9 protein-coding genes are annotated in these 15,077 nt (G+C 46.1%); 8 read left to right on the top strand and 1 reads right to left on the bottom strand.

Annotation, left to right across the window (positions count from 1 at the left end):
• Window positions 1-11: 11 nt before the first annotated feature.
• From FHS57_RS02440 to FHS57_RS02425, 4 genes are all read left to right on the top strand, one after another.
• Window positions 12-335, top strand: a complete 324-nt coding sequence (locus FHS57_RS02440) for a hypothetical protein (protein WP_183971253.1) — start codon at window positions 12-14, stop codon at window positions 333-335.
• A 221-nt stretch (window positions 336-556) separates the two neighbouring features.
• Window positions 557-1,861: a sensor histidine kinase gene (locus FHS57_RS02435; RefSeq protein ID WP_183971252.1), complete on the top strand. Its 1,305-nt coding sequence runs from the start codon at window positions 557-559 to the stop codon at window positions 1,859-1,861.
• A gap of 50 nt (window positions 1,862-1,911) precedes the next feature.
• Window positions 1,912-2,637, top strand: coding sequence for a response regulator transcription factor (locus FHS57_RS02430; RefSeq protein ID WP_183971251.1), 726 nt, complete (start codon window positions 1,912-1,914; stop codon window positions 2,635-2,637).
• A 52-nt stretch (window positions 2,638-2,689) separates the two neighbouring features.
• Window positions 2,690-3,817 carry a DNA alkylation repair protein gene (locus FHS57_RS02425; RefSeq protein WP_183971250.1) on the top strand — a complete coding sequence of 376 codons (1,128 nt, stop codon included), beginning with the start codon at window positions 2,690-2,692 and terminating at the stop codon, window positions 3,815-3,817.
• A 115-nt stretch (window positions 3,818-3,932) separates the two neighbouring features.
• Here FHS57_RS02425 and FHS57_RS02420 read toward each other — a convergent pair whose 3' ends face one another.
• On the bottom strand, window positions 3,933-7,046 hold the full coding sequence (locus FHS57_RS02420) for a cyclic nucleotide-binding domain-containing protein (RefSeq protein WP_183971249.1): 3,114 nt from the start codon (window positions 7,044-7,046) through the stop codon (window positions 3,933-3,935).
• Window positions 7,047-7,151: 105 nt separating this feature from the next.
• Between FHS57_RS02420 and FHS57_RS02415 the strand changes: the two genes are divergently transcribed.
• From FHS57_RS02415 to FHS57_RS31725, 4 genes are read left to right on the top strand one after another with little or no spacing between them, the layout of a single operon-like run.
• The gene (locus FHS57_RS02415; RefSeq protein WP_183971248.1) at window positions 7,152-8,519 is read left to right on the top strand and encodes an ATP-binding protein; all 1,368 of its coding nucleotides are present in this window, start codon (window positions 7,152-7,154) and stop codon (window positions 8,517-8,519) included.
• The gene (locus FHS57_RS31735) at window positions 8,519-10,642 is read left to right on the top strand and encodes a sensor histidine kinase (protein WP_229601240.1); all 2,124 of its coding nucleotides are present in this window, start codon (window positions 8,519-8,521) and stop codon (window positions 10,640-10,642) included. Before FHS57_RS02415 ends, FHS57_RS31735 begins: the two co-directional genes overlap by 1 nt.
• Window positions 10,643-10,653: 11 nt before the next feature.
• Entirely contained in the window at window positions 10,654-12,846 is a 2,193-nt protein-coding gene (locus FHS57_RS31730; RefSeq protein WP_229601239.1) for an ATP-binding protein, read from the top strand.
• A gap of 35 nt (window positions 12,847-12,881) precedes the next feature.
• Complete coding sequence (locus tag FHS57_RS31725) at window positions 12,882-15,068, top strand: sensor histidine kinase (RefSeq protein WP_229601238.1); 2,187 nt, start codon at window positions 12,882-12,884, stop codon at window positions 15,066-15,068.
• Window positions 15,069-15,077: the final 9 nt, after the last annotated feature.

The raw sequence follows: 15,077 nt of genomic DNA, 5'->3' as shown, positions 1-15,077 counted from the left end.
TGCTCAAGCACATGTTAATCGTTATCCGTTCAAAGTCAACGAATTACACCAAGGCAAATACCCTAATTTTGCTTTCTTACTTAAAAGCACATTCTGCACTTACATTTAGCAAAACGCCACCCTACGGATACTCCGCAGGGTGGCGTTTTTTTAGCACCAAGCTATCAACTTACAATTTCGCAATGGCTTTTGATTTTGAAAGTTTACTCGGTTTTGCCGATGCTGTTTTAGCACAAGATGTTTGGCAATTTTTGTCGTTTTTGGCGCAAGCCTCTGTTTTTTCGCAAGCAGTTTTGCAACACTTCGACTTGTCGCAGCAGTTAGGGCTTGATTGAGCTGACACTCCAGCCGTTGCTACAGCTACCAAAAACAACGCAGACAAAAGAACTTTTTTCATGATAAAAATACGTTAAAGAATGATTAATTGATTTGATTGTTTTAACGCTACAAAGGTACGGCAGCCTCCCCTTTGCTTGGTGTCATTGGGATGTTACCCACTTGTTATCAAGTTGTTATTTTAGGGTTTTATTCTCTAGCTAGGTGTTACATTTGTTCTATGAAAATTCAACGAAACAACCTATCGGTCATTCTTATCGCGTCGGCGCTGGGAGGAATTGCGCTGGTAGTAATTCAATTGATTTGGATGCGGCACTCCTGGCAACTCTCAGAAGAGATTTTTAACCAGCGTGTGTCAATGGCGCTTTGTGCTACCATCGAAACCTACGATGGCGGTTCTCTGTGCGCGGGGAGTCATTGTTCGATGGCCAAAAACTCGGAAACGCTTGTCTTCGCCAATGTCAATCATTTACCCGCAGGATTGATTGATAAGCCCGATTTTCGAACCGAACTCAACAAAACGCTGGCATTCTATCAAATTGATTTGGACTACCAATTGAGCCTTTCGACCACCAAACAATGTCAACCCGATGTTTATCAAACCGTCGTATCGTTGCCATCTTTAAAAGGCAAAGAAGCGTATCTACGAATGAGTTTTCCCAATAAAAAAAGCTTCATTCTTCGCAGTATGAACTTGATGATGTTCGCTACGGTCATAATTTTGATTTTTGTGACAGTACTCCTATTACTTGTCAACTGGTCGTTGATGAAACAAAAACGCTTGCTACAAACCAATGTTGATTTTTTCAACAACATGGCCCATGAATTCCGAACTCCACTTAGCAATATCGGATTGGCCGTAAACATGTTATCCAAAAAACACGGCGAACTAAAAGGCAATCAATTAATAGACATCATCCGTCGCGAAAACAAGCAACTGCTGCACGAAGTAGAGCGAGTTTTACAGTTGGCCAAAGTTGAAAATGGCGACTACGCCCTCGAAAAAGAACATGTATCGGTAAGCCAGCTCCTCCAAAAGGCCATTGATAGCTTGTCCATGCCAATTGCCGAGCGCCAAGCTACGCTCTTACTCGAAGATGTCCCTAACGACCTTTATATCTTTGGAGATAAACAACATTTGGGAAATGTTTTCCGCAATTTGCTTGATAACGCCCTCAAATACACCAAAGAACGTCCCTTGATTCGGATTTCGGTTCAAACCGACGATAAAGGCGTCATCGTAGCAGTTCAGGATAACGGCATTGGGATTCCGACGAACCAACGAGAAATGATTTTTGAGAAATTTCAACGCATTCATCACGGAGACAAGCACGCTGCCAAAGGTTTTGGGCTAGGGTTGGCCTACGTTAAAAGTATGATTGAACTGCACAACGGCTTTGTGCGGGTTAGTAGCGAAGAAAATCGTGGAAGTAAGTTTGAGGTATATCTCCCTACGGTATCAAACGAGGGTTTGACTAGGTCAGACGATAGTCAGACCGTGAAAAATCGTCAAAGTATGGTCTGACTACCGTCTGACCATCAATGGCCTTAACTAACACCCACAATCATCTGAAAATGAAACAAAAACAACGCATTTTACTGGTAGAAGATGACCTCAGCATGGGCTTTTTGTTGACGGAATTTTTGGAGGATAATGGCTTTGAAGTAAAACTGTGCCGCGACGGAGAAAGTGGACTTGTCGCCCTTCAACGTAGCCCGTTTGACCTATGTATTTTTGACATAATGATGCCCAACATGGACGGTTTTACGCTGGCACAACACGCTCGAACGCAATCCTCCTCCACTCCTTTCCTATTTTTAACAGCGCGTTCTCTCAAAGACGACAAACTCAAAGGGTTTGAGTTGGGTGCCGAAGATTACATTACCAAGCCCTTTGACGAAGACGAGTTGCTGTGCCGCCTCAAAGTGCTACTGCGTCGGCAAGTCTCCCCTGCTACCGCCGTGCCTAGCCAACGGTTTTCCATCGGTGCGTATGTGTTTGATTACTCGCGGCAAGAATTAATATACCAAAACGAAACGTGGCGCTTGACCGAAACCGAGAACGAAGTATTAAAACTACTGTGTCAGCACCAAAACCAAATCCTGCGCCGTGAAGATGCGGTGGAAAAAATTTATGGCAAAAAGGATTATTTCTTAGGTCGCAGTTTTGACGTTTTTATTTCAAAACTCCGCAAAATGCTCCAGCACGACTCCCGCATTAGCATCGACAATGTATTTCGGGTAGGTTTCATTTTAAATGTACAAACCGACACTATTTTGCCTATTTCTTCCGAGGTTTAGCACCGCTATTTGTATCTTTGCAGGGTCAACAGCCTTACAAAACAAATTACTCATGGAAGAAAAATTTTCTCTCAAAGACCACCTTTTTAACTCGTCGAAGGTGGCATTTCTCACCCGTTCAATTGCCAATGTGTATCCCGCTTTTGAACAAGAATTATTTCAACAAGAGGTTCTCCAAGCCTTCCCACAACTCGAACTGAAAGAACGCATCGCGCACATTCGGCAGTGTTTTCGGAAATACTTACCCGAAGATTATCAAGAGGCTACCAACATTTTGCTCCGAACACTCCCCGCACCTTTGGACGAAACCTTGAGCGACAATGACTTCGGAGAGTTTATCTATGCCCCTTTCAGCGACTTTGTGGCGCATTATGGCTGCACCCGCGAACAGCTTCATTTCTCGTTGGAAGCCATCAAAGAAATGACCAAACGTTTTTCTGCCGAGTTTTCTATTCGATTTTTTATCAACGCCTTTCCCCAAGAAACCCTAGCGGCGCTCCTCACTTGGGCCAACGATTCCAATTACCACGTTCGGCGTCTTTGCAGTGAAGGGAGTCGGCCTAAATTGCCGTGGGCTCAAAAGATTCATATTGCCGCCGAAGATGCCGTGCCCATTCTACATCGTCTTTTTGCCGATAAAACCCGCTTTGTTACAAGAAGTGTCGCTAATCACCTTAATGATATCGCTAAAATTCATCCCGAATTGGTGCTCACTACCTTGAAACAATGGCAATCGTCGGGGCAACAGACCGAGGCTGAAATGAATTTTATGACCAAACATTCCTTGCGAACATTGGTAAAAATGGGTCAGCCCGAAGCGCTGCGTATGTTAGGATTTGGAAACAGCACCAACCTCAATCTCAGTGCTGTGCAGTTTGATACGCGTGTAAAAGTAGGAGATGCACTTTCGTTTTCATTTGAACTAAGCAGCACCGAAACCAAAGGCGCCGTGGTGGATTATATTCTGTATTTTCAGAATAAGCAAGGAGTGATGACCAGCAAAAAAGTCTTTAAATTACAAACGCTTACCCTTCATCCCGAAGCGCCCCAAACGCTTTCTAAGCGCCATGTTTTTCGTCCCAACATGACTACGCGGCAATTGTACGCAGGAACTCATCAGATTGACATTCAAGTCAATGGAGCGGTGCTAGCCTCTTTTCAGTTTGAATTGGAAGTATAAAAACAGAAGATTGATTTCGTCGGGTTGTGAGCAATCTGATTGTGTGGAGGGTTGCTCACAACCCGATTATCGTGTCGAGGGTTTCTCAAAACCCGACGCTTTTCCCAGCGTTTTTTTATTTTGTCGAAAGCTGGCGTAGCTTGGTATTTTGGGTGCGAATCCGTTGGCAAAGAATTTTGATGATGTTCCGAAGCACTTCGCCGCGTTCGTCCATCAAATCATAAAAATCGCCTTGGTCGATGCGGAACAATTGTACATCTGATAACGCTACCACGCCAGCCGAGCGAGGTTCGGTATCAAGCAGGGCTAGTTCTCCAAAAACATCTCCCCGACCAAAGGTTGCCAGCTGAACTTTGCCATCGTAAATACCAACTTCGCCATCATAAATCACAAACATACTCGTTCCCAAATCGCCTTTGTCAAAGATCGTTTGACCTTCGTGGTAGCTAACTTCGCGCATGATGGGCGCAATGCTACTCAGGACGTTTTCGGGGGTTTCAGCAAAAAGTTCGGTATTTTTTAGAACCATAACCCGTTCCGTAATCGAAACCGTAGCGGTGGCAGAAGAATGACTCATAAGGCGTAAATCGGGGTATTGAAATAGGGTTTCGAGCGGGATACCACGCAGAGCCAATCGGATGGTCCAATCGGTAAAATAGCGTGTTCCTTGCTGTAAAATATAGTCTTTGATAGAACCTGTAACCGTAGATGTTCCCAATTGAGCATCCATCATCCGAATTTTGTCGGCATCGGCAACGTTGTCGAGCAGTGCGTGTAAATTCGCATATACCTGACGAGGCACCACATTTTGAAGCAATTCCAGCGAATTGGCACGGCGTTCGCGCGAGCTGTGCAACAAACTTGCCTGCGTGCTCAGAATCGCCTCTTGGTCATATTGTTGCATCAGCAAGCCAAAAATCCGCTGAATGAGCACTTCTTGCTCGTAGATAAGGCTATTTTTCAGGTCATTGCCAAGGTCTGTTTCATTGGTAGCGTGCAATAAACGTTGTGCCAACAAAAACTCTTCTTTCAGCAATTGCTCAAAAACAGCAGCCTTACCTCGCGCATTGGGATAATTTCGCAACGCCTGCAAAGCCGAAGTTCGAACCGTCACGTCGGGGCGTTGCACCATTTCTACCAACAAAGCATGGGCTTCTTCCGAATGCATCTGTCCCGCCGTAGCTATCACCCGCTGGGTCACTGTCAGGGAGTTAGCCGAGGTTTCTAAAGCAGCTAGTACGGGTATCGCTTCTAGTTTGGCCAAGCTTCGTGCTGCTTGCCGCCAGTATATTTTTTCATTTAATAATCCCGCTACTTGTTCGGTCAGGACTGGGTCTTTCAACCTTCCTGCTGTCTCAATCGCAGACATGACCACTGCGGGGTCAGACTGTTTTAGTGCATTACCTATCAGTTTACTGTGGGTTGATAAGCCCAATTCTTTTACAATGTCGAGGGCGGCCAACTGGCTTTTCACCTGCTCACTTTGCAACATCGCTTTGAGCGCGGTTTGCCCCTGTGCTTGCTCAGGATGGGTGGTCAATAACCCAAGCAATGCCCCCTTTCTAACCACCAAATCGTCGTGGTACAAAAACTCTACCGCCGCCGATTCCGAATCTTTACTCAACACAAATGCCGCTTTCTCCCGTACACTGACTTCCGAGTCATGCAAAATCATCATGCGAAGCTGAGCAGGTTTGAGTTTTACTTTAAGTTGGTCGGCAATGTCAAGGGCTTTTACCCGAATCCGTTCGTTGGAATGCCCTACCAACTCCGTCACGTACCGATACAGCCGATCTGATGACACACTTTTCGGCCGATTGGCCACCAACCATTCAATCGCGTTGATCACTTCTTTAGGTTTATCACTTTGCAAGTTTTTCAACACCGCATGAACAGCCTCATCGGGGACGGCCAAATCTTCGGCCGCCATAAAACGTTTGCTCAATGCCTCTTGCAGCGTAAGCACGTATTGACGGTACGTTCTCCTCAAAAACCACAAGGCAAACAACGCCCCAATCACAATTTCTTCTACCAAAAACCAGTCGCCACCTTGCCACAAATGATGGCTCAAGTACAGCATCAATCCCCCAATTCCTAGTCCCAGTGGCTCGTAGAAACCTTTGGCGAGGGTATGTCCGCGCAGGCGTTGGTGGGTAGAAAGCGGTTGAAAAAGCACCAAAAAAACGGGATCAAACAAAGCCCGACGCACAACCTCAAAGCCTAAATAGACAAAGCAATAAGCCACCAATTGCACCGACACGTCGGCCTCCGTGAAGAAAATCACGCCCAATGCCATCGACACCAACAATCCTCCTACAGGAAGCAATGCCAACATTCGGTTGATGCCAAAGTACTCGACCGTTTGGCGGGAGACAATCAGTTTCACAAACGTTGCCAATAAATACGTGAGTGCCAATACAATACCGAGGTATTTCATCACGTCGGCTTGGCTGTGAAGTTTGTATTTAACGTTAATAAAAAAGGCGTATTCTACCCCCGTTGCCATGATGGCTACTGCGGTCAGGCTCAGACACATGGCAAAAATCAACTCGCTCCCTCCAAACAACTGCGCAATCAGGCGGGGCATGTGGGTACGACGCACAGGAGCGTGCCCGTGTTCGGTGGCGACTTTGTGCGACCGAAACGTTTGCACGGCGGTGTACATCGCCGCCCAAAAGAACCCAAATGCCAATAAAATAAGCACCAGCAGTTCGGTATGGCCATGAATTAAGACTGCCAAAACACCCCCAAGGGCTTTGGCTGGCATATCGCCCGCGCTGATTACCCCAAACAACCGTTTGCTTTGACGCACGTCAAATACCACCGCTGAGACGCCCCAAAATTCAAGATTTGTTAATAAATAAATCGCTCGAAAACCCACCATGATGGCAACGGAGGCCGCCACCGAATGCCCAAAATAAACCAACGCCAAAATGACGGCCGTCAGCACCAGCACTGCCCCAAGCACCCGAATCACCAGGCGGTCGAGCAACAAGTGGTGTTCAAAATAACTATAGATTTTCCCTACTAACATCATCCCCACCGCCGAAGCCATGTACGCCAGCGGGAGGCTCGTTTCGGGGTGATTTTCAAGGAGAATGACGTTGGCCGACACGTAAATAAGCATCGTACCAAAGCCTAAAAAAAAGTGGTGCAAGAAAAACAGTCCTACGGTTCGGACTTCTTCAGCCCTGATGCCTAACGAACGGTATAGTGGGTAAAAAGACATAGCGAGTAAGCAATATTGGACAAAAATACAGATATTGGACAAAAAACAACTTATTGCGACCTTTGATATAACTTATTCCTAACAAAACCTCGTTCGGTCACGGTTATGAGCTTTATACTTCCTTTTCTGGTAGCCTTCTTTTTGCTGCCTTTTGTTCAAAAGTTTTTACAAACTGCTGAGCGCCTGCCCGAGTGGCACGACCGAATTCGCATCGGGCGATTGATTGCATTTGGTTTATTATTGGTGGAGGTTGTGACCGATGGAGAAAAAATCTCCCCACCCGTTTTTTTTGGCTTACTTATTTTGGTGGCATACCCCGCCTATCTTTTAAAAGAAGAAGTCCCTAATGCCCGCTTGTTGTTTTGGATGATTGTGCCATTGGGAGTTGTTTTCTTTATTGATAACTTGGCCGAATACTGGATGCCTCGCTTCTACGAAAACTACGATCTCTTCTTTCAAACGGCCAAATCCATCGTTTTTGTCCTCAGTTTTGTGCTTGCCATTATTGCCCGAAATCAGCAACGAGAGTTTAACAAGCAACGCCAAAAATTGGTCCAAGAAGAAGAAAACAACCGAATCTTGGAAGCCAAAAAATTGGATTTGGAATACCAAGTAGCCGAACGTACCGCCGAAATCACCAAACAAAAAGAAGAATTACAACAAGCCCTCGAACACCTAAAAGCCACCCAAGAGCAACTGATTCAGTCGGAAAAACTGGCGAGTTTGGGCGAACTTACGGCAGGTATCGCGCACGAAATACAAAACCCGCTTAACTTTGTCAATAACTTTTCGGAAGTATCGGTAGAGCTGCTCGAAGAACTCAAAACCGAACGCGCCCGACCCACAGAAGACCGCGACGAAGGATTGGAAGCAGAAATTTTGGACGATATTTTTCAAAACCTAGAAAAAATAAACCACCACGGAAAGCGCGCGTCCAGCATCGTTACGGGGATGCTACAACACTCGCGGGCAAGTACGGGCAAAAAAGAACCCGTCAATCTCAACGCCCTCGCCGACGAATATTTACGACTGAGTTACCACGGCTTGCGCGCCAAAGACAAATCGTTTAATGCCAAAATGAATACGTTTTTTGATGAGTCTTTGCCCAAAGTCAACGTCATTCCGCAGGATTTTGGACGGGTATTGCTCAACCTCATCAACAACGCTTTTTACGCCGTACAAGCCCGAAGCATCAGCCAACCCGAAAACTATATGCCCACCGTGACGGTTAGTACCCAAAATACCGACCAAGGAATCATCATTAAAGTAGGCGACAACGGAACGGGGATTCCAGAAGAACTCAAATCCAAAATTTTCCAACCCTTTTTTACCACCAAGCCCACGGGGCAAGGCACGGGTTTGGGGCTAAGTTTGGCCTACGACATCGTCACCAAAAGCCACGGCGGCACCATCGAACTCGACAGCGTCGAAGGAGAAGGAACGACCTTTACCATCACGTTACCCAATCATTGATGAAGCATTTTTTATTCTTTTTTCTTTTCTGCGCTGCCACCCTCGCCAATGCGCAACTTCCTCCTCTCCAAGTGGACTCTCTACCAGCCACTGGCGTCCGCTTTGATAAAGGATGGAGTTGGCGGTCAGAAAACGCAAAAGATACCGTCTGGAAACCCATCGACGTGTCCCTACCCTTTTCTGAAAACCCTGACTTTGCGTCCTCAAAAGTCAGCTGGTTGCGACTTACCCTAACAATAGATTCCAGCTTGTGTCAACGCCCGCTTGCCATCCTCACCCGTCAGGCAGGTGCATCCGAAGTTTATCTGAACGGAAAACGCATTCGTGAACTTGGGAAAGTAAGCGAAGACCCTACCGCCGAAAGCACCTATTCGACGGGCTTGGGCAGTATTTCCTACCTTGTTTTTCCCAAAGCAGGAACTTATACCCTCACCGTTCGACATTCGTACACCAGTCGTCCAACGACGTTTTTTCAAACGTTATTTCCTTCCAAAAAGGCGCTGTTTGAATGTACGCTGATTGACCCAACGGGGCGTTTTGAAAAAGCCTTTCAATCGGGTCGATACGTCGCTTGGTATCATTGGTCATTGGCGGGATTATTTCTGGTCATGGCCGTTTTGCATTTTATCCTTTACCTTTACAATACAACCAAAAGCTACAACCGCACCTTTGCCCTGTGTCTTTTGTTTGCCACCCTACATTTTGTAACAGGCGATGTTTTATTTGGCACCAGCCATCCTTTTACCGCCTCACTTCTCACTTTTGGTTACAGTCTCTTTATTTCGCTTTATTTACTCATCCTTTGCTATACCATTATCAGCTACTTACAGCAGCCCATCTCTTGGTTTTTTAAGGTGTTAGGCGTCGTTTTTCTAAGTGTTACTTCTGTAAGCATTCTTGCCCCCAACGCTCCGCTCACCCAATACATCTATTACGGGAGTATTCTTGGTCTATTGATAGAAGTCGTCCGAAAAGTCGTACTTGCCCGCAAATCCAATCAGCTCGACTCCCGTTCTCTGATTCTTTCGTTTGTCTTAATGATTGTTTTTTTGAGCGCTCGTTTGCTCATCATTTCGGGAACCATTCAGGTCGGTTCGGTTCAAAACTGGGCCAATTTCTTGATGATTGCTTTTTATGCGTGTACGCCGCTGACGCTTTCCATGTTGATTGCGCGTGGTATTTCAACCACCGAAAAAGAATTGCAGTTAAAACTAAAAGAGCTAGAAGAGTTGTCGTTGGAAAAACAACGCATTCTTTCTCAGCAAAATGACGTGCTTGAAAAACAAGTAGCCGAACGAACCTCTGCCCTCACCCAATCGCTAAAACACCTAAAAGCCACCCAACAACAACTGATTCAGTCGGAAAAACTGGCGAGTTTGGGCGAACTTACGGCAGGCATCGCCCACGAAATACAAAACCCGCTTAACTTTGTCAATAACTTTTCGGAAGTATCGGTAGAACTGCTCGACGAACTCAAATCGGAACGTACCAAAGAAGAGCGCGACGAAGAATTGGAGAACGAGATTTTGGATGATATTTTCCAAAACCTAGAAAAGATAAATTACCACGGCAAACGCGCATCGAGCATTGTAACAGGGATGCTCCAGCATTCGCGGGCGAGTACGGGCAAAAAAGAACCCGTCAATCTCAACACCCTCGCCGACGAATATTTACGCCTGAGTTACCACGGATTGCGCGCCAAAGACAAATCATTTAATGCCAAAATGAATACGTATCTTGACCCATCTTTGCCCAAAGTCAACGTCATTCCACAGGATTTTGGACGGGTATTACTCAACCTCATCAACAACGCTTTTTACGCCGTACAAGCCAAAGAAAAATTAGGAATCAAGGACTATTCCCCCACGGTTTCGGTACATACCCAAACCACCGAGCAAGGAATTGTCGTCAAAGTGGAAGACAACGGAACGGGCATTCCTGAAGAACTCAAATCCAAAATTTTCCAACCCTTTTTTACCACCAAACCCACAGGACAAGGCACAGGTCTGGGGCTAAGTTTGGCCTACGACATCGTCACCAAAGGCCACGGAGGAACCATCGAACTCGACAGCATTGAAGGAGAAGGAACGACCTTTACCATTACGTTACCTGACCCTTCCTAATCTTAGTTTTTATGAAGCATTTATTTAAAGTTTTTCTTTTCATTTTAATCGGTTGTCAGGTTTGGGCTCAAAGCCGCGCCCCTATCAAAAGCATTTCCTCCGATGGCTTTTCCCTGTCTAAATTTTGGAAATGGAAAGAAGGCGACAACGCTGCGTGGGCGGCTCCGTCGTTCAATGACTCTACGTGGAAAGATGCCCCCGTTTTGTACAAAAATATCAGCCATTTTCCCGAACTACGCAAAGCCCAAATTGGCTGGTTTCGCAAACCAATTCGACTCGATTCGAGCCTTGCTAAAAAGACGTTGTTCCTGAATATCGAGCAAATGGGTGCCTCGGAGATTTACCTCGACGGCAAGCTACTCCACAAGATTGGGGTCGTCAGTACCAATCCTGCCGTAGAAAAAACCAAGGTGCTGGCCGAATTACTTCCAATCACGCTTCCAGACACGTTGCAGCACGTATTGGCCATTCGCTACTCGTTTACGAAAAGTAATTTTTATTTTCCAGGCACGGGCCAAGAGCTTTTCAAAATCAAACTTCACGACATTAATCGCTGGGGAGGCTCCTTTTATCGGGATAACCTAGAAATGAGTCGAGCGCTGGCATTTTGCATTGGCGTTTTCTTTATTTTCAGCTTATTACACTTTCTTTTTTATTCAACCAATCGCCAGCAAAAGGTTAGCTTATCGCTGGGATTTACGTTGTTATTTTTTGGTATTTCGTTCTTCGCCGACTTTCTCGACGACCATATTACCACCATTAGTGGACACGAAATCAATGAGTTAATCACGCTGATTACGCTCTACCTTGGCCTGCTTCTCATCAATGTTTCGCTGTATCTCTACCTCGACCAGCCCTTCAAGTATTTCTTTTACCTGCAAGCGGGGCTCATGGTGTTGGCCTTGACCTCCACGATTTTTGACATCACGCTTCCCTTCGAGCTTCAAACTTGGCCTTTCTTCGTTTTGTTATTTGTTGATTTTATTCGGGTCAGTATTCTTGCCGACCGCCGACGCCACCCCAACGCCAAAGTGCCCGTCAATACCCTCATTGCGATGGCGGTTTGTATTGTAGTGTTCTTTGCGGTGTCCATTCTTTTTGGGATGTTGGCTTACAACATTGACTCGATTCAATCTACTAGCGAATACTTCTTGGTCGTTTTAGGAATTTTAGCCCTCATCTTTGTATTGAGCATTCCTGTTGGACTTTCTTTGTCGTTGGTAAAAGAATACACCCGTACGCACCGTTCGTTGCTCAAAAAAATCACCGAAATCGAAGAGCTTTCAGCGCGAAATTTAGCCCAAGAGCAAGAAAAACAGCACCTCTTGAGTACCCAAAATGAGTTGCTCGAAAAACAAGTAGCCACGCGTACGTCCGAACTCAAAAAGTCATTGCAAAGCCTCAAAGCCACGCAAGCGCAGTTGGTACAATCGGAAAAATTGGCTTCATTGGGAGAATTGACGGCGGGGATTGCCCACGAGATTCAGAATCCGTTGAATTTTGTCAATAATTTCTCAGAAGTATCGACGGAATTAATCGACGAAATGAAAGAAGAAATCGAGCGCGGCGACACCGAAGAAGTGAAAGCCATTGCGGGCGATTTACAGCAAAACCTTCAAAAGATTGTCCACCACGGCAAGCGTGCCAGCAGCATTGTCAAAGGAATGCTGGAGCATTCGAGGATGGGTACGGGTGAGCGCCAACTCACCGACATCAATGCCTTGTGTGACGAATACCTGCGCCTTTCTTACCACGGAATGCGCGCCAAAGACAAAAGCTTCAACGCTGATTTTGAACTCATTACCGAACCTGACCTTCCCCGAATCAGTGTAGTTTCTCAAGACGTTGGACGTGTCCTACTTAACCTTATCAACAATGCCTTTTATGCCGTCAATGTAGCACGGGCTTCTAGCCCATCCTTCAAACCTAAGGTAAGTGTGTTCACCGAAAAAAGCGACAACCAGCTCATTATTAAAGTCAAAGACAACGGCGGGGGAATGAGCGACAAAGTCAAAGCCAAAATTTTCCAACCCTTTTTTACCACCAAACCCACAGGCCAAGGCACTGGTTTAGGGTTGTCGTTGGCCTATGATATTATTACCAAAGGCCACGGTGGCAAAATCGACGTAGAATCGGCGGAGGGCAACGGTACCACATTTACGATTCGGCTTCCCATAGCAACCGCGCCCGTTGCCGTTTCCTAGCATTTCCAAACCATTCTTTTCAATACAGCCTTTCCATGAAAAACCCTATTTTAATCCTTTTCTTTTTGCTGTTTTGGGTCGGGGCCCAAGGCCAAAATGTAAACAACATCGACAGCATTCCATCCAAAGGTTTGGTGCTTACCAACGGATGGAAATGGCACGTAGGCGACAACCACGAATGGGCTGACCCCGAATTTGATGACAGCGACTGGAAAATAATTGACCCTACGCAAGACGTCAACGCCATCCCAGAACTCTCTCGAAAGGGCTACGGCTGGTTTCGCACCACGATTGAGTTTTCGCCGATGGTTGCCCAAAAATTAACCACCCTCCAAATCAGCCAAAGTGTAGCTTCTGAAGTATATATCAACGGCATTTTGGCCCGAAAAATCGGCGACATCGACGCCAAACGAGGCATTACTCAAGCGGCCAATATTTTCCACAACAACTCCATCGGATTGCCTTATTCGGTCAGTTATCCGTTTGTACAAATCGCAGTACGGGTAGCATACGAGCGAAACTCTTTTTATAACCGTGTGGGTTTCAACAAGAACCATTGTTTCCGAGCCACGCTGATTGAAACCGAAAACGCCCCCAAAAGCCAAGCTTACCAGCGCCAGCAAAGCGATTACGGTTGGTTTCAGGTCGGGGTCTTTTTTATTCTCACCTTTTTGCACTTGTCCTTTTTCTCCCTCTACCGAACCCAACGCGCCAACCTCTATTTTTCAGGAACAACCTTGGCGTTGGGAATTGCTTTTTTTTGCATTCCCCTTTCTTTTGAGTTTGTCGAAACCCTCTCGCTTTATTTTATTGTCGAGTTCATTCAGACCCTTTCTTTCCCCATTGCGTACCTGTTTTTGATACGGGCCATTTATGAGATTTATCACCAAAAAACAGGGATACTCTTTTGGCTCATTGTCGTTTTTGGGGCGGTCATTATGTTAAGCCTTTTTACCCCCTACTCATTAGGCTCCATTTGGGCCGAGCTCGGTACCGAACTACTGATGACGGCGGAGGTGATTCGGGTGACGGTGGTGGCTTTACGGAAGCATCTCCCTGGAGCTCGCCTCATCATGATTGGAATGGGGATTTCGTTGGTGATGTTTATGCTGTTTTATTTTGACCTTCTCCTTGCATACTACGGTTTTGCACCCTTGTTTCCTCAAGGATTTGGAGGTATTTTCACTTACCAAATCGCCGTTTTGTGCGTACCGCTGTCGATTTCGCTCTATTTGGCCATTAGTTTTTCTCAAACCAATAAAGTGCTGATTGAGAAGCTGCAAGAAAACAATACCCTTACCCAAAAAACGCTACAGCAGGAACAAGAAAGGCAGCAACTACTTGAAGTTCAGAACGAAACGCTTGAGCGACAAGTACGCGAACGAACGTCGCAACTTGAGCAATCATTGGAAGAATTGAGGGCGGCGCAAAATCAATTGATTCAAAAAGAAAAGATGGCCAGCCTCGGCGAACTCACAGCGGGCATCGCTCACGAGATTCAAAACCCGTTGAACTTTGTCAATAACTTCGCCGAATTGTCCGTCGAACTTATTGATGAACTCAAGGAAGAAGCCCATATTGAGGGGTTGGGAGCAGAAATATTGGCCGATATTTCGCAAAACCTTGGAAAAATCAACCACCATGGCAAGCGCGCCTCAAGCATCGTCAAAGGGATGTTGGAGCACTCGCGCATGGGTACAGGCGAACGACAACCCACCGACATCAACGCCCTTTGTGATGAATATTTACGACTCTCCTTCCACGGAATGAGGGCAAAAGACAAAGCTTTTAATGCTGATTTTCAGATTCATCTTGACCCTACCCTCTCCAAAATCAATATTGTGCCGCAAGACATTGGCCGCGTATTGTTAAATCTGTTTAACAACGCCTTTTACGCCGTCAACCAACGAAATACCGTAGGGGCGTTGCATGCAACGTCCCTACCAAACCCAACCGTAACGGTGCAAACCAAACGCCTTGCAAACGCGGTCGAAATAAAAGTAAGCGACAACGGAAACGGGATTCCAAACGACATTTTACCCAAAATATTCCAGCCTTTCTTCACCACCAAACCCACGGGCGAAGGCACGGGGCTGGGTTTGTCGCTGAGTTATGACATCATCACCAAAGGGCACGATGGAACGTTGGAAGTAGAAAGTGCGGAAGGAAAAGGAACAACGTTTACGATAAAACTACCGATTTCAGCACTTCCCCTGGTTTAATTCCCCTAA

Origin of the sequence: Runella defluvii (assembly GCF_014195535.1) — a bacterium.
GTDB lineage: Bacteria > Bacteroidota > Bacteroidia > Cytophagales > Spirosomataceae > Runella > Runella defluvii.
Note: the sequence above shows the minus strand (reverse complement) of the source record. Positions and strands in the feature narration are given on the sequence as shown.

Bases quoted from the DNA above. Each gene is read 5' to 3' on its own strand.
- FHS57_RS02440 (WP_183971253.1), top strand. From the start codon at position 12: ATGTTAATCGTTATCCGTTCAAAGTCAACGAATTACACCAAGGCAAAT.
- FHS57_RS02435 (WP_183971252.1), top strand. From the start codon at position 557: ATGAAAATTCAACGAAACAACCTATCGGTCATTCTTATCGCGTCGGCG.
- FHS57_RS02430 (WP_183971251.1), top strand. From the start codon at position 1,912: ATGAAACAAAAACAACGCATTTTACTGGTAGAAGATGACCTCAGCATG.
- FHS57_RS02425 (WP_183971250.1), top strand. From the start codon at position 2,690: ATGGAAGAAAAATTTTCTCTCAAAGACCACCTTTTTAACTCGTCGAAG.
- FHS57_RS02420 (WP_183971249.1), bottom strand. From the start codon at position 7,046: ATGTCTTTTTACCCACTATACCGTTCGTTAGGCATCAGGGCTGAAGAA.
- FHS57_RS02415 (WP_183971248.1), top strand. From the start codon at position 7,152: ATGAGCTTTATACTTCCTTTTCTGGTAGCCTTCTTTTTGCTGCCTTTT.
- FHS57_RS31735 (WP_229601240.1), top strand. From the start codon at position 8,519: ATGAAGCATTTTTTATTCTTTTTTCTTTTCTGCGCTGCCACCCTCGCC.
- FHS57_RS31730 (WP_229601239.1), top strand. From the start codon at position 10,654: ATGAAGCATTTATTTAAAGTTTTTCTTTTCATTTTAATCGGTTGTCAG.
- FHS57_RS31725 (WP_229601238.1), top strand. From the start codon at position 12,882: ATGAAAAACCCTATTTTAATCCTTTTCTTTTTGCTGTTTTGGGTCGGG.